General features: G+C 62.8%; 19 protein-coding genes and 1 pseudogene. 6 read left to right on the top strand and 14 right to left on the bottom strand.

All coding sequences use genetic code 11. The features are described from left to right. Nucleotide 1: 1 nt before the first annotated feature. The 5 genes from phnK to phnG are packed head-to-tail and all read right to left on the bottom strand — an operon-like array spanning nt 2 to nt 3,862. Nucleotides 2-802, bottom strand: a complete 801-nt coding sequence (phnK, locus tag ACH79_RS24050) for a phosphonate C-P lyase system protein PhnK (protein ID WP_161853230.1) — start codon at nt 800-802, stop codon at nt 2-4. Further along, nucleotides 795-1,679 (bottom strand): alpha-D-ribose 1-methylphosphonate 5-phosphate C-P-lyase PhnJ, encoded by an 885-nt coding sequence (locus ACH79_RS24045; RefSeq protein ID WP_161853229.1) that lies wholly within the window; start codon nt 1,677-1,679, stop codon nt 795-797. The genes phnK and ACH79_RS24045 overlap by 8 nt, the downstream gene beginning before the upstream one ends. Continuing rightward, the gene (locus tag ACH79_RS24040) at nt 1,676-2,779 is read right to left on the bottom strand and encodes a carbon-phosphorus lyase complex subunit PhnI (protein ID WP_161853228.1); all 1,104 of its coding nucleotides are present in this window, start codon (nt 2,777-2,779) and stop codon (nt 1,676-1,678) included. Before ACH79_RS24040 ends, ACH79_RS24045 begins: the two co-directional genes overlap by 4 nt. A gap of 2 nt (nt 2,780-2,781) precedes the next feature. Next, the gene (phnH, locus tag ACH79_RS24035) at nt 2,782-3,387 is read right to left on the bottom strand and encodes a phosphonate C-P lyase system protein PhnH (RefSeq protein WP_161853227.1); all 606 of its coding nucleotides are present in this window, start codon (nt 3,385-3,387) and stop codon (nt 2,782-2,784) included. A 1-nt stretch (nt 3,388) separates the two neighbouring features. Next, nucleotides 3,389-3,862 (bottom strand): phosphonate C-P lyase system protein PhnG, encoded by a 474-nt coding sequence (phnG, locus tag ACH79_RS24030; RefSeq protein WP_161853226.1) that lies wholly within the window; start codon nt 3,860-3,862, stop codon nt 3,389-3,391. Between the two features lie 114 nt (nt 3,863-3,976). Here phnG and phnF point away from each other — a divergent pair, with 114 nt between their 5' ends. Then, the gene (gene phnF, locus ACH79_RS24025) at nt 3,977-4,705 is read left to right on the top strand and encodes a phosphonate metabolism transcriptional regulator PhnF (RefSeq protein ID WP_161853225.1); all 729 of its coding nucleotides are present in this window, start codon (nt 3,977-3,979) and stop codon (nt 4,703-4,705) included. A gap of 111 nt (nt 4,706-4,816) precedes the next feature. On the opposite strand, the gene phnE (ACH79_RS24020) is transcribed toward phnF, so the two are convergent. The 4 genes from phnE (ACH79_RS24020) to phnC all read right to left on the bottom strand — a co-directional run bounded on the left by phnE (ACH79_RS24020) (nt 4,817) and on the right by phnC (nt 8,423). Then, nucleotides 4,817-5,671, bottom strand: coding sequence for a phosphonate ABC transporter, permease protein PhnE (gene phnE, locus ACH79_RS24020; RefSeq protein WP_161853224.1), 855 nt, complete (start codon nt 5,669-5,671; stop codon nt 4,817-4,819). Further along, nucleotides 5,668-6,555 carry a phosphonate ABC transporter, permease protein PhnE gene (gene phnE / locus ACH79_RS24015; RefSeq protein WP_161853223.1) on the bottom strand — a complete coding sequence of 296 codons (888 nt, stop codon included), beginning with the start codon at nt 6,553-6,555 and terminating at the stop codon, nt 5,668-5,670. The genes phnE (ACH79_RS24020) and phnE (ACH79_RS24015) overlap by 4 nt, the downstream gene beginning before the upstream one ends. Nucleotides 6,556-6,623: 68 nt before the next feature. After that, nucleotides 6,624-7,532 carry a phosphonate ABC transporter substrate-binding protein gene (gene phnD / locus ACH79_RS24010; RefSeq protein WP_161853222.1) on the bottom strand — a complete coding sequence of 303 codons (909 nt, stop codon included), beginning with the start codon at nt 7,530-7,532 and terminating at the stop codon, nt 6,624-6,626. 75 nt (nt 7,533-7,607) lie between these two features. Further along, complete coding sequence (phnC, locus tag ACH79_RS24005; RefSeq protein WP_161853221.1) at nt 7,608-8,423, bottom strand: phosphonate ABC transporter ATP-binding protein; 816 nt, start codon at nt 8,421-8,423, stop codon at nt 7,608-7,610. A gap of 188 nt (nt 8,424-8,611) precedes the next feature. Here phnC and ACH79_RS24000 point away from each other — a divergent pair. The 3 genes and pseudogenes from ACH79_RS24000 to ACH79_RS23990 all read left to right on the top strand — a co-directional run bounded on the left by ACH79_RS24000 (nt 8,612) and on the right by ACH79_RS23990 (nt 11,088). Beyond that, nucleotides 8,612-9,188 (top strand): annotated as a pseudogene (locus tag ACH79_RS24000) (chloramphenicol acetyltransferase). Beyond that, a complete protein-coding gene (locus ACH79_RS23995) occupies nt 9,185-10,378 on the top strand; it encodes an alpha-D-ribose 1-methylphosphonate 5-triphosphate diphosphatase (RefSeq protein WP_161853220.1) in 1,194 nt (397 codons plus the stop codon). The pseudogene ACH79_RS24000 and the gene ACH79_RS23995 overlap by 4 nt, the downstream one beginning before the upstream one ends. Before the next feature lie 20 nt (nt 10,379-10,398). After that, a complete protein-coding gene (locus ACH79_RS23990) occupies nt 10,399-11,088 on the top strand; it encodes a DUF1045 domain-containing protein (RefSeq protein ID WP_161853219.1) in 690 nt (229 codons plus the stop codon). A gap of 12 nt (nt 11,089-11,100) precedes the next feature. On the opposite strand, the gene ACH79_RS23985 is transcribed toward ACH79_RS23990, so the two are convergent. Genes ACH79_RS23985 through ACH79_RS23975 form a run of 3 tightly spaced genes read right to left on the bottom strand, consistent with a single transcriptional unit; the run spans nt 11,101 to nt 14,071 of the window. After that, complete coding sequence (locus tag ACH79_RS23985) at nt 11,101-12,600, bottom strand: tripartite tricarboxylate transporter permease (RefSeq protein WP_161853218.1); 1,500 nt, start codon at nt 12,598-12,600, stop codon at nt 11,101-11,103. Between the two features lie 25 nt (nt 12,601-12,625). Continuing rightward, a complete protein-coding gene (locus ACH79_RS23980; RefSeq protein ID WP_161853217.1) occupies nt 12,626-13,075 on the bottom strand; it encodes a tripartite tricarboxylate transporter TctB family protein in 450 nt (149 codons plus the stop codon). Nucleotides 13,076-13,084: 9 nt separating this feature from the next. After that, nucleotides 13,085-14,071, bottom strand: a complete 987-nt coding sequence (locus ACH79_RS23975; protein ID WP_161853216.1) for a tripartite tricarboxylate transporter substrate binding protein — start codon at nt 14,069-14,071, stop codon at nt 13,085-13,087. Between the two features lie 234 nt (nt 14,072-14,305). Between ACH79_RS23975 and ACH79_RS23970 the strand changes: the two genes are divergently transcribed. Next, nucleotides 14,306-15,232, top strand: coding sequence for a LysR substrate-binding domain-containing protein (locus tag ACH79_RS23970; RefSeq protein WP_161853215.1), 927 nt, complete (start codon nt 14,306-14,308; stop codon nt 15,230-15,232). A gap of 63 nt (nt 15,233-15,295) precedes the next feature. Next, a complete protein-coding gene (gene kdgD / locus ACH79_RS23965) occupies nt 15,296-16,201 on the top strand; it encodes a 5-dehydro-4-deoxyglucarate dehydratase (RefSeq protein WP_161853214.1) in 906 nt (301 codons plus the stop codon). Between the two features lie 206 nt (nt 16,202-16,407). Here kdgD and mmsB read toward each other — a convergent pair whose 3' ends face one another. Together mmsB and mmsA are read right to left on the bottom strand one after the other, a co-directional pair. Beyond that, nucleotides 16,408-17,589: a multiple monosaccharide ABC transporter permease gene (mmsB, locus tag ACH79_RS23960; protein WP_161853213.1), complete on the bottom strand. Its 1,182-nt coding sequence runs from the start codon at nt 17,587-17,589 to the stop codon at nt 16,408-16,410. Further along, nucleotides 17,586-19,148, bottom strand: a complete 1,563-nt coding sequence (mmsA, locus tag ACH79_RS23955; RefSeq protein WP_161853212.1) for a multiple monosaccharide ABC transporter ATP-binding protein — start codon at nt 19,146-19,148, stop codon at nt 17,586-17,588. Before mmsA ends, mmsB begins: the two co-directional genes overlap by 4 nt. Between the last annotated feature and the right edge of the window lies 1 nt (nt 19,149).

Genomic DNA, 19,149 nt, shown 5'->3' with positions numbered 1-19,149 from the left:
CTCATGCCGGCAGGATCGAGGAAACAAGCAGTTGGGTGTAGGGCTCGCGGGGATCGTCGAGCACCTGGTCGGTCAGGCCGGTTTCGATGACGCGCCCACCCTTCATCACCATCACGCGGTGCGACAACAGCCGCGCTACTGCGAGATCATGGGTGACGACGATCGCGGCCAGGCCGAGCTCGCTGACGAGATTGCGCATCAGATCCAGCAGCCGCGCCTGCACCGATACGTCGAGCCCGCCGGTCGGCTCGTCCATGAACACCAGTCGCGGCTCGGTGACGAGGTTGCGCGCGATCTGCAACCGCTGCCGCATGCCACCGGAATAAGTCCGCGGCGCGTCGTCGATGCGCGCGGTATCGATCTCGACCCGCTCCAGCCAGGACGAGGCGGTATCGCGGATGCGGCCGTAATGATTCCAGCCCACCGCCATCAGCCGCTCGCCGACATTGGCGCCGGCCGAGACCGCCATCCGCAGGCCCTGCGCGGGGTCCTGGTGCACGTAGCCCCAGTCGGTCCGGAACAGAAAGCGGCGCTCGGCCTCACCTAACGCGGCCAGATCGCGCAGCACACCGTCCCGCATCCGATATGATACCCGACCGGCGCTCGGCGCGAGCTGCGCTGAGAGCAGTTGCAGCAGCGTCGACTTACCCGACCCGGACTCGCCGACGATGGCCAGCACCTCGCCGGCATAGAGCGCAAACGATACGTCGCAGCAGGCGGTGAGCCGGCCGTAATTCTTGCCGAGATGTTCGGCGACCAGCAACGGCTGGTCGTCCGGCGTGACGTCTTGCGGCTCAGACATGCGCCCTCTCCTTGTGCGGCGCGGCGCTCTCGCTGCCGCGATGGCCGGCCGACTGGCGAGACTCGCAATAATCGGTGTCGGAGCAGACAAACATCCGCCCGCCCTTGTCGTCGGTGACGATTTCGTCGAGATAGGAATCGCCGGCGCCGCACAGCGCACAGGGCGCGTCGAACCGGTAGCGCGTAAACGGATGATCCTCGAAGTCGAGCGATACCACAGTGGTATGCGGCGGGATCGCATAGATGCGCTTCTCGCGCCCGGCGCCGAACAATTGCAACGCCGGGCAATTGTCCATCTTCGGATTGTCGAACTTCGGCGTCGGCGACGGGTCCATCACATAACGCGCGTTCACCTTCACCGGATACGCATAGGAGGTCGCGATATGGCCGAAGCGCGCGATATCCTCGTAAAGCTTGACGTGCATCAGGCCGTATTCGCCGAGCGCATGCATGCGCCGCGTCTCGGTCTCACGCGGCTCCAGGAAGCGCAGCGGCTCGGGGATCGGCACCTGATAGACCAGCACCTGCCCGGCATGCAGCGGCGCCTCGGGAATCCGGTGCCGGGTCTGGATCACGGTCGCATCCGCCGTGGCGGTGGTCGTTGCAACGCCCGCCGTCTTGCCGAAGAATTTCCGGATCGAAATCGCGTTGGTGGTGTCGTCGGAACCCTGGTCGATCACCTTCAGCACGTCATCGGGCCCGAGGATCGCCGCAGTGACCTGCACGCCGCCGGTGCCCCAGCCATAGGGCATCGGCATCTCGCGGCTGGCGAACGGCACCTGATAGCCGGGGATCGCAATCGCCTTCAGGATCGCACGGCGGATCATCCGCTTGGTCTGTTCGTCGAGATAGGCGAAATTGTAAGCCGGCGCGTTCATTCCGCGGCCTCCTGCATTTGCGGGGCCTCGTTCGCCTCGGCAAACTCCTGGCGCAATTTGCGTAAGAGGCCGAGCTCGGACTGGAAGTCGACATAGTGCGGCAGCTTGAGATGCTCGACGAAGCCGGTTGCCTGCACATTATCCGAGTGCGACATCACGAATTCCTCGTCCTGACCGGGCGCGATCACTTCTTCGCCGAGCTCGCGGGCGCGCAGGCTGCGATCGACCAGCGCCATCGACATGGTCTTGCGCTCGCTCTGTCCGAAGGCCAGCCCATAGCCGCGCGTAAAACACGGCGCTTCCGTAGCCGAGCCCTTGAACTGGTTAACCATCTGGCACTCGGTTAGCGCGATTGAGCCGAGCGGAACGGCAAAGCCGGCATCCTCGGCCATGAACTCGACCTCCACTTCGCCGAAGCGAATCTCACCCGCGAACGGATGGTTCCGCCCATAGCCGCGCTGCGAGGAGTAGCCGAGCGCCAGCAGAAATCCCTCGTCGGCGCGCGCCAGATTTTGCAGGCGCAAGTCACGATCAGCCGGGAAAATCAGCGGCTCGCGCGTCAGGTCTCCGACCGGAGCATCAGCATCGGCAGCCGGCGAAGGCTCAATCAGCCCGTCGCGGCCGAGAATATCGGTCACACGCGGCGTCGCCGCGGCGGACGCTTCGCCAGTCGCGGGCGCATCCGGCGAACATCCGTCCGCAAGCTGCGGGTCCAGCAGACGATGGGTATAGTCGAAAGTGGGCCCCAGAATCTGCCCGCCCGGAATATCCTTGAACGTCGAGGAAATTCGCCGTCGCACCTGCATCGCGCCGGTGTCGACCGGCTCCGTCGCACCAAAGCGCGGCAGCGTGGCGCGGAAGGCACGTACCAGGAAGATCGCTTCGATCAGGTCGCCCCGCGCCTGCTTGATGGCCAGTGCCGCCAGTTCGCGGTCGTACAGCGAGCCTTCGGTCATGACGCGGTCGACACCGAGCGACAGCTGCTCGGAGATCTGGGCCAACGACAGTTCGGGAACCTCGCGGTCGCCGCGCCGCTCATGCGCCAGCAGGCGGTGGGCGTTCTCGATGGCGCGCTCGCCTCCCTTGACGGCAACATACATCGTCAGCCTCCCCTCACCAGCCGCGTCGTGCGCGGTATCGCAACAATGGCATCGTCATGAACCAGCACGACATCGATGCCGCGCGGAAACAGCGCGGCGTTCACGGCTAGCCGCTCGAACAGATCCTGCGGCTGGATTGAAGCGCGCAGCGTCACGGTTCCGTCGATTCCGGGCCCCCGCAACTCGATCGCGGGACCATCCGACAGGCTTTCGACCTGCAGGATCAGCGTCGTTGAACGATCCGGATATTCGTTGCTGCCGAACGCGAAGCGATCGAGCGACGGCAGGCCGTGCGGATCGCCTACCAGCGCGAAACCGGCAGTCGACGAATCCGAAACGATCGGTGCGCTGGTGTGAAACTTGAGCCATTTGGCGACATCAGCCGTCGCCGACATCCGCCCGTCGAGCCACACCGGCGTATCGTGATCGAACAGCGTCAGCGCGATGGCGGCCGTGCCGCACATCATCGCGTCAGGTGCACCGGCCAGTGACGCGATGCGCTGAATGCTGCCGGGGCGCGCCATGGCATCCATCACGGACCGGAAGGTCGATTGCGCCGACAACACCTTGTCGGCAAATCCTGCGGGCAATTCGGCAACGGTCGTCATATCAGCCCTCACCCCGCACCAGAGTGTAGAAATCGACCCGTGTTGCCGCCGTCTCCGCAGCCTTGCGGTTACGCTGCTCCATCATCACCGTACGCAGCGGCGCAATCACCTCGGCTTCAACCGCGGCCGCGAACTCATCCGACTGCACCATGGCGTCGCACAGCGCGATCAGCTTCGCCTTGCGATGGTCGCGGCCGAGCGTGTAGCCGAAGCCGATTTCTCCGGTCGAAAGCCGCACCGCCGCGCGCGAAATCGTGGCCTCTCCGAGATTAAAGGGGGCGCCATCGCCGCCGATCCGGCCGCGTACCATGACCAGGCCGTTCTCTGATACGCGCAGGTCCTCATGCGCGGGCAACGCAATCGCCTCGAGATGAGCGGCAATGTCGACGACCTCGGAGTGGGCCAGCACCGCCATCGCGGCCTTGCGTCGCGCCTGCCCACCGTCTTCGTCTGCCAGACTTTCGTCACCCGCCATCATATCGACCTTGCCTGAATCAAGTTGTCTATGATACTAGACAACTTGATAACGAAGCGCCATGACAGTTTCGTGACTATGAGGTGATTTTTCTCCGATGCCCGGTTTCGTTCCATGAGCATCCAGGATACGCCCTCCGGCGTTGCGCTGTGGCGGCAGGTCGCCGACGGCATCGAGCGCGGCATCGCCGACGGCCGCTTTGCCGCCGGCGAAAAGCTGCCGGGCGAGATTGAGATCGCCGAAACCTATCGCGTCAACCGCCACACCGTGCGCCGGGCGCTCGCCACGCTTGCCGAACGCGGCCTGGTGCGCGCCGAGCGCGGCAGCGGTACCTATGTCGAGACGGGACGCATCGGCTATCCCCTGCGCTCCCGGACGCGGTTTTCCGAAATCGTCGGGGCCGGGGGTCGGGAGCCGCGCGGGCAGTTCATCGATGCGGCGGAGGAAGCAGCCACGCGTGAACTCGCGCGAGAACTAGGACTAAAGACCGGTGCGCCCCTGGTCCGGATCGAATCGGTGCGGCTCGCCGACCGCGTACCGATCTGCGTCAGCACCACATGGCTTTCGGCCGAGCGCTTCCCCGACGCCGGGAAGGTGTTCGCCAATGTCCGCTCGATGACCAAGCTGGTTGCGCATTACGGGATCCGGGATTTTCGTCGCACGTCCACCCGGATCACTGCGGGCATCGTCGACGCAACCGACGCCGCGCGGCTGGACCTCGCGCTCGGCCGTCCCGTGCTCGTGGTTGACAGCACCGACGTCGATGCCGCGGGCCAGCCGCTGACGACCAAGCGCTCGCGCTTTGCGGCCGAGCGCGTCGAGTTCCTGGTGGAGAATGGTTAGTTTGTAGCTCGTAGGGTGGGCAAAGCGAAGCGTGCCCACCAATCCCGATTGCGGTTTATCGATAGACGATGCGCACAGCGCTAACGCGCCTTTGCCCACTCTACGGAATCATCACGCCAACGCCCGCTGCCCGATGATGGCAAAGCGCAGTTTGCCCGAGATCCAGTCGATGGCGGACACCGCGATCAGGATCATCAGGATCAGGAAAGAGACTTTCTGCCATTCCAGCACACGGATTTGTTCGGCAAGCTGAAGTCCAATTCCGCCTGCCCCGACGATTCCGATAATCGTCGCTGACCGCGTATTCGATTCAAAATAGTAGAGCACCTGACTCAACAAGATCGGAAAAACCTGCGGCAACAATCCGAACCGGACGCTATGGAGATGGTTGCCGCCCGACGATCTGACCCCTTCAGCGGGGTTCTTGTCGGCAGCCTCGATAGCTTCCGAGAATAACTTCCCAAAAGTCCCAAAATCGCTGCAGATGACCGCAAGGATACCTGCAAACGGACCCAACCCTACGACGCCGACCCAGATGAGGGCCCAGATCAAGGTATCGACACCACGGATGGTATCGAGGCTGCGGCGTGTCAAAAGGTGGATGATCCGGTTTGCAACTACATTGCGCGCCGCCAGCAGGGATACCGGTAACGCCAGCAGTGCCCCGCCCAGCGTGCCGAGAAATGCAATCGAAACCGTCTCTCCGAGCGCATGCAGATATTTCAATACTTCCGCCCAGGAACCAGCATTAGGCGGCAACATGAGCCGAACGAATTCACCCAGCCGGACCATTCCGTCAGAGAGTCGGTGAAAGGGAATGTCGAGCTGGACAATCCCGAACAGAAAAAGCGCTATCGCCCCGCCAAAGCCGATTGCGATTTTTGCTCGGTGCCACCAGTCCGGGCGGAAAATGTCCGGATAACGTTCAACGATGCCGGCTCGGTTTTCAAAACTGAAGGAGTTCATGTCGCGGAGCCCTCCAGCCCGAGGAGGCGGTGGCGCACCCGCTCCGTGATAAAGTCGATCAACATGACGGTGACGACAATGAGCAAAAGGATGGCGCTGACATCGGTGTAATAGAATTTGCGGACGGCCTCGATCAAATCCTGCCCGATCCCGCCGGCGCCGACAAAGCCCATCACGGCCGCGCCGCGGACGTTAATCTCGAATCTCAGCAGGGCATAGCTTACGAAGTTCGAGAGAACCTGAGGCACCGCGCCAAACCGGACAATCTGAAGCCAGCTTCCTCCGCTTGCCGCCACCCCCTCGATCGGTTTGCTATCGATATTCTCAACAACTTCGGCGAACTGCTTGCCCAGCGCTCCAGTGGTATGGATTGCGACGGCGAGAACGCCCGGCAGCGGCCCCAGACCAAACGCCAGCACAAAAATCAGGGCAAAGACGATCTCCGGCACGGTCCTGCAAAATTCGAGAACGCGCCGCGTAACAAAAACGGTCGTGCGGGACTTCACGAGGTTGGCCGATGCGAGGAAGCAGAGAACGAAGCCGCATATCGCTCCAGTGAGCGTTCCCATATACGCGATCAGCAACGTGTCTCCGAGAAGTCGCGTCCAGCGAGGCAGTCCCCAAAGCCACTCCGTGAGATCAACCCACGCAGTCGAGAACGAAAATTTAGGGGCGATGCTGGCAAAATAGGCCGGGAAGCGCCAGAAATTCTCGACGAAATTCCCAAAGTTGACATCGCCCATCCAGCCAGCAGCAATCGCCGCGGCGATCAGGACCGCCGAACCTAGCCAAACGCGCCGCCGCTTGGCGGCAACCGCAGCCGCATAGCGATCAGCGAGCTCTCGCAGCCTGGCTTCCGGAAATTCGGGGACTGCTGTTCGCATGGGATGTTCAGGAGAGAGAATCGGCAGATCTCGCGATCTGCCCAATCCATCTGGTCCCTTCGTTCCCCTCAGGATTTCTGCTTGCGAATGCTGTCGACAAACTTGGTCAGATCGATCACAGCCTCATAGGCCTTGTGATCAACCTCGACGAAGGGCAACTGCTTCCCCTCGTAGATCTTGTCGAAAGCGGCTTTGTCCTTCACCGCAATTTCCAGCACTGCCTTCTTGATCGCCGCCTTGAGGTCGGCGGGCAGGCTTCCGAGATACGCCATCGGCGAATTCACAATCTGTTCGGACTTCATGATGATCTTGAAATCGGCGGCCTTCGCCATGCCCTTCCGTTCCATCCGGAGCAGGTTTGACTCCTTCTCATCGTTCCACCAGTTGAACGCCGCGTCGCAGGTACCCTGCGCAAGTCCGATCACCGCGTTTTCATGGCTTCCCGAATAGACTACTTTGGAGAAGAACTTTTCCGGGTCGATACCCATCTTGTCCATCGCGAAACGCGGGACGTTGTTGCCTGACGTTGAGTTGGGATCGACAAGGCAGAGATTCTTGCCCTTCAAGTCCTTGATGTCCTTGTAGCTCGAATCGCTTTTGACATAGAGGACCGAATAATAGCCTTTGGTTCCGTCGCCATTCACCTCGATCGCGAACGGCTCGACCTTCGCACCGATTATGTAAGCGCGCGCGTAGGACGCCGGGCCATACATCGCTATGTGGATGTTCCCTGCCCGCTGGCCTTCGATGACGGCGGCATAATCGTTTGCGATCCGCAGCGTGACTTTGGTTCCGAGCTCGCGGGACAGATACTCCGCCAAAGGCGTCCATCGGTTGGTTGTGCCCGAGGCATTCTCATCAGGAACTTTTGCGAACACCAATTCAGGATATTTTGCCTTCCAGTCCTGAGCCGTGGCAGCCGAGGCTGAGAATACCAATGCCGCCGCTGCGGCGAAAATCATATGACGGTCTATCATGACGTCTCCTGTTTCGCAGTGATGAAGCTGGCGAGATTTCAGTCCCGCGCCACTCTTGATTTACAGACGCAGCACTCAGGCTGCGGCAACCGTGCCGAGAGCAGGAATCGCCGCGCTGGCCGGCACATGCTCAGGCGCAACGCCCATCACCTCATCTGCCTCAAGATCGTAGAGTTCGCGCGCTATGCGATCGGTCAGCGCCGCGGGCGCGCCGTCGAATACGATTCGACCCGAGGCCATACCGATCAGGCGATCGCAGTAGCTGCGCGCCAGATCCAGCGAATGCAGATTGCAGACCACCGTGATTCCGAAGTGCTTGTTGATGCGCAGCAGCGCATCCATCACGATCCGAGTGTTGCGGGGATCGAGCGAGGCGATCGGCTCGTCGGCGAGTATCATTGCGGGCTGCTGAACCAGCGCACGCGCAATCGCGACGCGCTGCTGCTGACCGCCCGAGAGCTGGTCGGCGCGCTGCGCCGCAATCGAGGCCATGTCGAATTGCTCGAGCGCCGACATCGCAATTGCCTTGTCCTCTTCGGGCCAGAGCTGCGCCAGCGACCGCCATGTCGGCACTGTCGAAAGCCGCCCCATCAGCACATTGGTCAGGACATCGAGCCGGCCGACCAGATTGAACTGCTGAAAGATCATCGCCGAGCGCGCACGCCACTGCCGCAACTCCCTGCCGCGCAGCGCGGTCACGTCAACGTCTTCGAACAGGATGCGGCCTTCGGAAGGTTCGGCGAGACGGTTGATCATCCGAAGCAGCGTAGACTTTCCGGCGCCGGATCTGCCGATCACGCCGACGAAGCTGCCGGGCTGAATCGAGAATGACGCATTGTCTACCGCGGCCTTGGTGCCGAACCGGCACGTCAAACCTTCTACCACCAGCATGTAGTGCTCCAGAGTTCCGGTCGTGGAGCATCGCTAGCGGCTCGATCTTACAGTTGTGTGACACGACTGCTGCGGTGCGGCGTTCGTCCACAGCAGCGGTCGGCGTCATGCATCCGTCATGATCCTGTCATCAAGCGCATCGAAGACGAGCGCACCGCCCTTCCCCGATTGCTGATGGACGTCCACCGATGGCCGGCAAGTTGCTTTCCACTGAACCGACGATCGACCCCACCGCGTCAGTGCGCAACTGCCGGCTCGGCGCCTATACCGAGGTCGGCGCCCGGACCATTCTGCTCGAGGTCACGATGGCCGATTATTCCTACGTCGTGAACGACTCGCAGATCACCTACACGACGATCGGGAAGTTCTGTTCGATCGCGGCCATGACGCGGATCAACCCGGGCAATCATCCGATGTATCGGGCCTCGCAGGCGCATTTCACCTATCGCGCCAGCAGCTATTTTCCGGGCGAGAGCGACGATGCCGAGTTCTTTGCCTGGCGGCGCGAGCATCACGTCCATATCGGCCATGACGTCTGGATCGGCCACGGCGCGGTCATTCAATCCAGCCCGGCCGGTCAAGCGGCGGTTTCCGGAATCGATTGCCGGGCGGCTCACGGAGCTCGCATGGTGGGACTGGGACCACGAGACGCTTCGCCGCGCCCTGCCCGATTTCCGCAAGCTCGATGTCGAAGGCTTTCTCGAAAAATACCAATCGGCCGAAGCATCCCGCCATCAGCAATTCAATCAGAGTGCCGCATCGTGACGGAATTGTTCATCGAAGGTGGTCGGGCCCTGCTCGGCAATGAAATCGCCGAAACCGGCTTGCGGATCGCCGGCCGCGAGATCGCAGCCATCGGTACGGACAACAGCCATGGCGCACCCGGGATCGACGCTAACCGGCTGCTGGTGCTACCGGGCATTGTCGATCTGCATGGCGATGCCTTCGAGCGGCAGATGATGCCGCGTCCCGGCGTCGATTTTCCGATCGATGTAGCACTTGTCGATAGCGACAGGCAGGCAGTCAGCAACGGGATTACGACCGTCTACCACGCCACCACATGGTCGTGGGAGCCCGGCCTGCGCAGCGCAGACAATGCGCGCAAATTGCTGGAGGCGATCGAGCAGATGCGGCCGCAACTCGCCGCCGACACCCGTTTTCATCTACGCCACGAGACCTACAATCTCGACGCCGAAAGCGAGATCATCGACTGGCTTTCGGAAGGACGCGTCGACCTGTTCGCGTTCAACGATCATATGGACTCGACCGTCGCCAGCCTAGCCAAACCACTGAAACACAGCCGAATGGTTGAGCGCACGGGGCTCACCAATGAGGCGTTCGACCGCCTGGTGGAAAGCGTGGTCTGCCGCGGCCACGACGTGCCGGCGTCGATCAGCCGGCTGGCGCAGGCGGCCCGCGCGGCTGATGTCCGGATGCTCTCGCATGACGATGAAAGCCCGGCGATGCGGCAGGCTTTTCGCGCGCAGGGCGTTGCCATCGCCGAATTTCCGGTCAACGAGGAAACCGCCCGCGACGCTGCCGCAGCCTCCGACTTCATCGTGTTCGGCGCGCCCAACGTCGTGCGCGGCGGCAGCCACACCGGCTGGACCAGGGCATCCGACATGATCGCCAAGGGCCTGTGTTCGGTGCTGGCGTCTGACTATTATTATCCCGCGCAGCTATTAGCGGCCTTCCGGCTTGCGGCCGACGGCGTGCTGCCGCTGGCCGCGGCGTGGCAATTGATTTCATCGGCGCCGGCGCGCGCCGCCGGCCTCGCCGATCGCGGCACCCTCGCCGCGGGACAGCGCGCCGACATCATCCTCGTCGATGACGCGGTGCCGTTGCGGCCGCGGGTAGTCGCCGTCATTGCCGCGGGTCGGCTGGTGCATCTGACGGAGACGAACCGTCTTGTCCGTTCGTCCGTCGTTCCGCGCAAGGCGGTTGCAGCCGCGTAAGGCGGCTCTATTCTGGCGCAATGGCAAATTATCCCCGGTACGCAATCTACTACACCTCGGCACCCGACAGTGCGCTCGACCAGTTCGGCGCATCGCTGCTCGGTTACGACGCCCATGGCGGCGAAGACCTTCCCTTTCCGGATGGTCTCCCATCGGATTGGCGCGACCTGACGCACGATCCGCGCAAATACGGCTTTCACGCCACCCTGAAGGCGCCGATCGCACTTGGCGACGGGAAGGCCGAAACGCGGCTTGCCGCAGCATGCGAATTGTTTGCCGATCTTGCCCGGCCGGTGCCGGTGATCCGGCCGATCGTCAATTCGATCAGCGGGTTCATTGCGATAGTTCCCGCCGAACCGTCGGCAGATCTCGATATGCTTGCCGCCGAGGCGACCAAGGCATTCGATCCGTTCCGCGCTCCCCTCAACGCGGAAGATCGCGCGCGGCGAAATCCGGCAGCGCTGACGCCACGGCAACGCGACTATCTCGACCGCTGGGGTTATCCTTATGTCTTCGAGGAATTCCGCTTCCACATGACGCTGACCGGACGACTGCCCACGGAACGGCGCGAGCAGGTCGTGGCGATGCTGCGCGAGAGGTTTGCGACAACCGGCATCGAGACGCTCGCGATCGACGCCATCGCGCTATGCCGTCAGGACGATGCGAGTTCGCGGTTTCGAGTCATCGGCCGCTGGCAATTGCACGATTGACACCGCCGGTATTCACTCCGCCAGCGCTTCCTTGCGCGTTTTCAGGATTGCTGGCGACAGCAACGCCAGCAACAGAATGGCGACGACGCCGAGAATGACCGCGCTGATCGGCCGCGACAGAAAGACGGTGAAATCGCCGTCCGCGATCAGCATCGCGCGCCGGAAATTTTCCTCAAGCTGCGGCCCGAGCACGAGGCCAAGCAGAAGCGGCGCCGGCTCGACGCCGATCTTGATGAAGAAATAGCCGAGCAAGGCGCAGCCCATCATCAACCAAACGTTGAACAGGCTGTTGGCAATGCCATAAGTGCCGATGCAGCAGAACAGGACGATAGCGGGAAACAGCAGGCGATAGGGAATCTTCAACATCGAGACCCAGAGGCCGATCAACGGGAGGTTGATCACCAGCAACATCAGATTGCCGACCCACATGCTGGCGATGACGCCCCAGACGAGCTTGGGCTGCTCGGTCATGATCTGCGGGCCGGGCTGGATGCCCTGCATCATCAGCGCGCCGATCATCAGCGCCATCAGCGCGTTGGCGGGAATGCCGAGCGTCAGCAGCGGAATGAAGCTGGTCTGGGCGCCGGCATTGTTGGCGGCCTCCGGACCGGCGACGCCCTCAATGGCGCCCTTGCCGAACCGCGAGGGATCGCGCGCGAGCTTCTTCTCCAGCGCATAGGAGGAGAACGGCGGAAGCGCGGCGCCGCCGCCAGGCAATACGCCCAGCACGGAGCCGAGCGTCGTGCCGCGCACCATCGCCGGAAAGGCTGCCCGCAGATCCTCCCGGCTCGGAATCAGGCTGCGGATCGACTGGCTGACGACGCGCCGCTCGGCGGGTCTCTCAAGGTTGGCGATGATCTCGCCGAGCCCAAACAGGCCCATCGCGATCGGCACGAAATCAAGTCCGTCCGACAGCGCGGCAATGCCGAAGGTCATGCGCGCGACGCCCGAGGAGACGTCGATTCCGACGAGGCCGAGCAACAGCCCCAGCAGCACCATCGCCAGCGATTTGGCGACCGAACCGTGCGCGAGGACGACCGCGGCGATCAGGCCGAGCACGAGGAGACTGAAATATTCGACCGCGGTGAATTTAAGCGCCAGCACCGACAACGGTACGCTCAGGACGGCAATCACGATCGTCGCCATCGTGCCGGCAAAGAACGAAGCGATGGCCGCAATGGCGAGCGCGGTTCCCGCCTTGCCCTGCTTGGCCATCTCGTGACCGTCGATACAGGTGACGACCGACGACGTCTCGCCCGGCACATTGACCAGGATGGCGGTGGTCGAGCCGCCATACTGCGCGCCGTAGAAGATGCCGGCCAGCATGATCATGGCGCTCGGGGGCGACAGGCCGAAGGTGAAGGGTAACAGCAACGCCACTGTCGGAATCGGACCGATGCCGGGCAGCACGCCGATCGCGGTCCCGATGACCACGCCGATCAGGCAGAACAGGAGATTGTTGAGTTCGAGGGCCGTCGAAAGGCCCATCAGCAGATTGTTGAAGAGATCCATATGCGTTGCCTGAAATCGCGCCGGCCTAGCGGGGCCAGATCGGGATCGGCAGGCCCAGCAACTTGACGAACAGAAGCACCGCCGCACCCGAAAGCAGGACGGCAAACGCCACCGTCTCGACGACCCGCCCTTCTCGCGTGGCGAGGCTGGCGAGGATCACGGTGACGACGGAAGCGATGGCGAGGCCGAGGCGCTCGGCTGTCAGCGCGAAAACGCCGACAGACGCCAGGATCGCCAGCAGCGGCCGCAACTGAACCGGCGCGATGCCGACGCGCATGCGCCAGAGCCCGCGCCCAGTAAAGAAGAGACCGAAGCCCATCAGCGCGAGCGCGACAACGGGAGGCATGTAGCCCGGCCCCATATCGGCGGCGTGACCGACCGTCAGGTTGCGCGTGGCGACGAGCGTACCCGCCGCCACCGCCACCAGAAACAGGCCGAACAGCAGGTCCTGAAGGTCGATCCGGGAACGCGTCATCGGCCCGCCTCAGCTACCCTTGATGCCAGCCTCACGGATGATGGTGCCCCAACGAGCCGTGGCATCCTTCAGCCAGTTGCGGAATTCCTCCGGCGATTGGGCCTTCACGACGCCGCCCTGCTCGGCGATCTTCTGCTGAATTTCGGGCTCTGCCAGGATCTTGCGGATTTCAGCGCTCAATCGCGCGACCATGGCGGGCGGCGTTCCGCCCGTCGTCAGGATGCCCTGCCAGGTCCCGGCGTCGCCGCCGGGCAGGCCCGCCTCCTTGAAGGTCGGCAGATCGGGAGCCGACGCCAGCCGCTGCTCCCCGGTGACCGCAAGTCCGGTGAGCTGCTTGTTCAACACGAACGGCATGGTTGCGATAGCGCCGTTGATGATCACGCCGCTCTCTCCGGAAACGACGGCGCGCGAGGCGGCTGCCCCGCCCTTGTAGGGAACGTTCTTCCACTGAATCCCGAGTTGCTTCGCCATCGCCACTGCCGTGATGTGGGTGGCGCCACCGACGCCCGAATTGGCGATGGTAAGCTTGTTCGGGTTGGCCTTGGCGTATTCGATCAGTTCCTTCGTTGACTTCGCCGGCACCGATTCATGGACGGCCAGGACGTAGGGGCCGAACATCACCATGGAAATGGGCGCGAGGTCCTTCTCAACGTCGAAAGTGAGATCGGAGAACAGGCTCGGCGCCGTAGCCAGCGATCCGACATCCATCAGCAACAAAGTGTGACCGTCAGGCTGCGCCTTGGCGACGGCGTCGGCGCCAAGATTGCCTGCGGCACCGGGCTTGTTCTCGACCACGACCGACTGCCCGATGGCAGCGGATAGCTTCGGGCCGATCAGGCGGGCCAGGATGTCCGAGGTGCCACCCGGAGCAAACGGCACGATCAGCCGCACCGGCCGCTCGAAATTCTGAGCCACGGCCCCGCTTGGCGCCAGGACACATATCGACACTGAAAGGACAGCGGCGGCGATCGCCCGGGCGAGAGATGGCATAGACATCGGTATTTCCTCCGTTTCAAAGCGCAGTTCAGCGCGTTCCCGCCGTTTCACCGGCAGGCTGCAAGCCTTCGAGGCTGCGTTGGGAGAATGATAGGTCATGGGCTAGCTCGCCCATGAACTAGTCTGCGGATAGGTCGATACCTTTTTTGGATGGATCGGCCGTGTCTCAGCCTATAGAAGCAGGACATCCGGCCGGTCACCGGTCCCTCGTCTCACGTCGAAAATGCGGGTTTCATGTTTGAATTGAGCCAGTTGCGTTGCTTCGTTGCAGTTGCAGAAGAACTGCATTTCGGGCGTGCGGCGTTGCGGCTGAACATGACGCAGCCGCCGCTCAGCCGTCAGATCCAGATTCTCGAACGCGTCCTTGAAGTGACGCTTCTGGAGCGCAGCAACCGCGCCGTCCGGCTGACGCCCGCCGGGCACCGGTTTCTGGTAGATGCGCGGCATCTGCTCAAGCTGGCCGAAAGCGCAGCCGTGTTGGCCCGGCGGATGGCAAGCGGCAAGGCCGGATCGATCAATATCGGCTTCACGGCGACATCGGCCTACAGCTACGTGCCGGCGCTGGTTGCGGCCTGCCGGCGTGAACTGCCCGATGTCGAAATATCGCTGAAGGAAATGGTCTCCAGCGACCAGCTCAAGCGGCTCGATTCCGGCGAGATCGATATCGGCCTGCTTCGCCCGCCGATTCCGCGTGGCGGCCTTGACGCCTTCCGCGTGACGGCAGAGACGCTGGTCGCGGCTTTGCCGGGCGGCCATCCTCTGGCGCAGGCAGACCAACTACGCCTGGAGGACCTCGCGAGCGAGCCCTTCATCATGTACGAGCCCTATGAAGCACGCTACTTCCACGATCTCCTGGTCGAGTTGTTCTCACGCGCAAGCCTGGTGCCGAATTACGTGCAGCACCTTGCCCAGATCCATTCGATCCTCGCCATGGTGCATTCCGGCGTCGGCGTGGCGTTGGTCCCCGAAACCGCGCTGAACCTGCGCTTCAGCGGCGTGGTGCTGCGGCCCGTGCTGATGCAGTGGCAGCGGCCGGCCGAATTGTTCTTTGTTTGGCGCGGCGACAACGACAACCCGCTTCTTCCCGTCATTGCCGGCATCGCCCGCGGCCTCGCCGCTCAGGCGGGCTCGATCCAATCAATGGATCGATCGATACAGTGATTGGTCTCCATCTGTGACCCTCTTGCATTAATCCTTCAGCGCAAGCCGCTGAAGGATCAGATCATGAGCAGGATGACCCCCAAGGAGATGGCCAGCCAGATCGGCAATGGCCTGCTGTCGTTCCCCGTCACGCCATTTCGGCCCGACAACGCGTTCGACGAAGCCCGCTACCGCTCCAATCTGGAGTGGCTGTGCGGCTACGAGGTGGCAGGTCTCTTCGCCGCCGGCGGCACCGGCGAATTCTTCTCGCTGAGCCCGGCCGAAGTCCTGAAGGTGGTGGCAACGGCGGTGGACGAAACCAGGGGACGCGTGCCCGTGCTCGCCGGCGTCGGTTACGGTACGGCGATGGCGACGCAACTTGCCATTGGAGTCGAGGCGGCAGGTGCCGACGGTTTGCTGCTGCTGCCACCCTATCTGGTCTTCTCCGAACAGGAGGGGCTGGCCGCCCACGTCGAGGCGGTGTGCAACTCAACCAAGCTCGGCGTCATCGTCTACAACCGCGATAATGCGATCCTGAACGAGGATACGCTGGAGAGATTGTGCCAGCGCTGCCCCAACCTGGTTGGTTATAAGGACGGCATCGGCGACATCGAACTGATGACCCGAATCCATCTGCGGATGGGCGACCGGCTGACCTATATCGGTGGGCTGCCGACCGCCGAGACCTTTGCGCTACCCTATCTGGAAATGGGCGTCACCACCTATTCCTCTGCGGTATTCAATTTCGTCCCGGGGTTCTCGACCAAGTTCTACGCGGCCGTGCGGCGGCGCGACCGCGAGACGGTGCAGGCGGGGCTGCGGGACTTCATCCTTCCCTTGATCGCAATCCGCAACCGCAAGCGCGGCTATGCCGTCTCGATCATCACTGGCGGCACTCGTCGCGCGTCTCGAGACGTGCGAGTTCGCCAAGCGCGAGCTGGCAGCCGCCTAGATCGGGATGAGGTGGAGTCGGAATCGATTCGCCGTTAGTGCGAAGCACGATCTCGTGTCCGGACGCAGTGCAGATACTCTTCGGCGGTACACCGCAGGATGCGGACACAAAATCGCGAAAACAACCCCATGCAAAGTAGAATCGGCCTCGGTCCGCAGCACTTTGGCCGCTTGCGTCCGGGGTCCGAGATGGTCCGTCGTCACGGCCCCAACCTCATCTCATCCTGCTCTAGCCGCCAGCCGCCCTATCGCCGCTGGTTATAGACGTCGAGGCAGACGGCGCCGAGCAGCACCAGGCCCTTGATCACCTGCTGGTAGTCGATGCCGATGCCGAGGATCGACATGCCGTTGTTCATGACGCCCATGATCATGGCGCCGATCACGGCGCCACCAACCTTGCCGACGCCGCCATAGGCCGATGCTCCGCCGATAAAGCAGGCCGCAATGACATCGAGCTCGAAGCCGGCGCCTGCCTTCGGCGTCGCGGTATTGAGCCGGGCGGCGAACACGAGACCCGCGAGTGCCGCCAGCACCCCCATGTTGACAAAGGTCAGAAACGTCAGCCGTTCGGTCTTGATGCCGGATAGGCTGGCCGCCCTGGCGTTGCCGCCGATGGCGTAGATGTGACGGCCAATCACGGTGCGGGTAGTGACGAAGCCATAGAGCGCGATCAGCGCCGTCATGATGACAAGCACGTTGGGCAGGCCGCGATGCGAGGCGATCAGGCCGGCGAAGAACACGATCACGGCGAACAGCACCGCGCTCTTGGCGACGAAGAACCCAAAGGGCTCGACCTCGATGCCATGCGAGGCCTGCCGCGCCCGGCTCTTGGCGCTGGTATAGACCAGCGCCACCGCCAGCACGGCCCCGATCAACAGCGAGGTCGGATAAAGCGTGCCGGCGCCGGGAAACAGTTCGGGAATGAACCCGGACGACAATTTCTGGAAGGTCGGCGGAAACGGTCCGACCGACTGCCCCGCCAGAATCGCGAGCGCAAGGCCCTTGAACACCAGCATGCCGGCCAGCGTCACGATGAAGGACGGGATCTTGAAATAGGCAACCCAATAGCCCTGCGCGGCGCCGATCAGCGCGCCCACCAAGAGGCAGGCAAGGAAGGCCAGCGGATAGGCCACATGATAGCGCACCATCAGCACCGCGGCGACGGCGCCGACGAAGCCCGCCACTGAGCCGACCGAGAGGTCGATATGGCCGGTGACGATGATCAGGAGCATGCCGAGCGCCATGATCACGATGTAGCTGTTCTGCAGCACCAGATTGGTCAGGTTGAGCGGCTGCAGCAGCGTGCCGTCGGTCATGACCTGGAAGAACAGCATGATCGCAAACAGCGACAGCAGCATGCCGTAGTTGCGCAGATTGTTCTTGATGAAGCCGGTGTGCCCGGGCAGCGCAACCGCCTTGTCGGTCATGGCTGCAAATCTCCCTGAAGTACCTTCTTGTCCATTTCCTTGTTGCGCATGATAGCGCGCATGATCCTTTCCTGGGTGGCCTCGGCGGCGGCGAATTCACCGACGAAGGCGCCGTCATTCATCACCAGGATGCGGTCGCAGACGCCGAGCAGTTCCGGCATTTCCGACGAGATCATCACCACCCCCTTGCCCGCCTCGGCAAGCTCGTTGATGATACAATAGATTTCGTACTTTGCCCCGACGTCGATGCCGCGCGTCGGCTCGTCGAGGAATAATACTTTCGGATCGGTCATCAGCCATTTCGACAGCACCACCTTCTGCTGGTTGCCGCCGGAGAGCTGGCCGGTCTCCTGATAGACGTCGGAGCAGCGGATCCGCATCCGGTTGCGGTAATCGCTCGCGACGCGCAATTCGGACATGTCGTCGATCACGCCCTGCCGCGCCACGCGCCCAAGGCTCGCCAGCGTGATATTCTTGCGGACGTCGGCGTCCAGGATCAGGCCAAGTTCCTTGCGATCCTCGGTGACGTAAGCGAGACCGGCATCGATCGCCGCTGCCACGCTGGATAGATTCACTTCCCTTCCATCGAGCCAGACACGCCCGCTGATCCGCTCGCCCCAGGCGCGGCCGAACAGGCTCATGGCGAATTCGGTGCGGCCGGCGCCCATCAGCCCGGCGATCCCAACCACCTCCCCGCGCCGGACCTCGAAATCCACGCCCTTGATTATCCGGCGATCCCGGTGCAGCGGATGATGCACCGTCCAGTCCTTGACGGTGAGGACCGGCTCGCCGATCGCGGCGGTGCGCTGCGGAAAACGATGAGCAAGGTCGCGATTGACCATGCTGCGGATGATCCGGTCCTCTTCCACCGTCTCAGCTCGGCAATCGATGCTGTCGACCGTGCGGCCGTCGCGCAGCACCGTGATCCGGTCGGCGACGCGGGCGACCTCGGACAATTTGTGCGAGATCAGAATCGAGGCGATGCCCTGGGCGCGGAACGCCAGCAAACGATCCAGCAGCGCCGCGCTGTCATTCTCGTTCAGGCTGGCGGTCGGCTCGTCGAGAATGAGCAGTCGCACCCGCTTGGACAGGGCTTTGGCGATCTCGACCAATTGCTGCTTGCCGACGCCGAGATCCGTCACCAGTGTATCGGGCATCTCGGTAAGGCCGACTTGGGCGATCAATTCCTGGGTCCGGCGGTAGACGGTGTCGCGGTCGATCACACCGAGGCGTGACGGCGGATGCGACAGAAAGATGTTCTCCGCGATCGACATCAGCGGAATCAGCGCCAGTTCCTGGTGAATGATGATGATGCCGAGCGCTTCGGAATCATTGATGTCGCGAAAGCGCCGCTCCTCGCCGTCGAAGATGATGCTGCCTTCATAGTCGCCATAGGGATAGACGCCGCTCAGAACCTTCATCAGGGTCGACTTGCCGGCACCGTTCTCGCCGACCAGCGCGTGGATCTGGCCCGCCTCCACCGTGAAGTTGACATCTCGCAGGGCCTGCACCCCGGCAAAGCTCTTGCTCACGCCGCGCATTTCGAGAATTGCGGTCATC

The sequence above is a fragment of the Bradyrhizobium sp. CCBAU 051011 genome, assembly GCF_009930815.1.
Taxonomy (GTDB): Bacteria; Pseudomonadota; Alphaproteobacteria; order Rhizobiales; family Xanthobacteraceae; genus Bradyrhizobium.
This window is presented reverse-complemented; position numbering and strand designations above follow the sequence as displayed.

Excerpts from the sequence above, each read along its gene's own strand:
- mmsA (WP_161853212.1), bottom strand. The coding sequence starts at position 19,148 with ATGACCGCAATTCTCGAAATGCGCGGCGTGAGCAAGAGCTTTGCCGGG.
- ACH79_RS23980 (WP_161853217.1), bottom strand. The coding sequence starts at position 13,075 with ATGACGCGTTCCCGGATCGACCTTCAGGACCTGCTGTTCGGCCTGTTT.
- ACH79_RS23975 (WP_161853216.1), bottom strand. The coding sequence starts at position 14,071 with ATGTCTATGCCATCTCTCGCCCGGGCGATCGCCGCCGCTGTCCTTTCA.
- phnC (WP_161853221.1), bottom strand. The coding sequence starts at position 8,423 with ATGCTGGTGGTAGAAGGTTTGACGTGCCGGTTCGGCACCAAGGCCGCG.
- phnK (WP_161853230.1), bottom strand. The coding sequence starts at position 802 with ATGTCTGAGCCGCAAGACGTCACGCCGGACGACCAGCCGTTGCTGGTC.
- ACH79_RS24045 (WP_161853229.1), bottom strand. The coding sequence starts at position 1,679 with ATGAACGCGCCGGCTTACAATTTCGCCTATCTCGACGAACAGACCAAG.
- mmsB (WP_161853213.1), bottom strand. The coding sequence starts at position 17,589 with ATGACCGACAAGGCGGTTGCGCTGCCCGGGCACACCGGCTTCATCAAG.
- ACH79_RS24040 (WP_161853228.1), bottom strand. The coding sequence starts at position 2,779 with ATGTATGTTGCCGTCAAGGGAGGCGAGCGCGCCATCGAGAACGCCCAC.
- phnG (WP_161853226.1), bottom strand. The coding sequence starts at position 3,862 with ATGGCGGGTGACGAAAGTCTGGCAGACGAAGACGGTGGGCAGGCGCGA.
- ACH79_RS23985 (WP_161853218.1), bottom strand. The coding sequence starts at position 12,600 with ATGGATCTCTTCAACAATCTGCTGATGGGCCTTTCGACGGCCCTCGAA.
- phnD (WP_161853222.1), bottom strand. The coding sequence starts at position 7,532 with ATGATAGACCGTCATATGATTTTCGCCGCAGCGGCGGCATTGGTATTC.
- kdgD (WP_161853214.1), top strand. The coding sequence starts at position 15,296 with ATGAGCAGGATGACCCCCAAGGAGATGGCCAGCCAGATCGGCAATGGC.
- phnE (WP_161853223.1), bottom strand. The coding sequence starts at position 6,555 with ATGCGAACAGCAGTCCCCGAATTTCCGGAAGCCAGGCTGCGAGAGCTC.
- phnH (WP_161853227.1), bottom strand. The coding sequence starts at position 3,387 with ATGACGACCGTTGCCGAATTGCCCGCAGGATTTGCCGACAAGGTGTTG.
- phnF (WP_161853225.1), top strand. The coding sequence starts at position 3,977 with ATGAGCATCCAGGATACGCCCTCCGGCGTTGCGCTGTGGCGGCAGGTC.
- ACH79_RS23990 (WP_161853219.1), top strand. The coding sequence starts at position 10,399 with ATGGCAAATTATCCCCGGTACGCAATCTACTACACCTCGGCACCCGAC.
- phnE (WP_161853224.1), bottom strand. The coding sequence starts at position 5,671 with ATGAACTCCTTCAGTTTTGAAAACCGAGCCGGCATCGTTGAACGTTAT.
- ACH79_RS23970 (WP_161853215.1), top strand. The coding sequence starts at position 14,306 with ATGTTTGAATTGAGCCAGTTGCGTTGCTTCGTTGCAGTTGCAGAAGAA.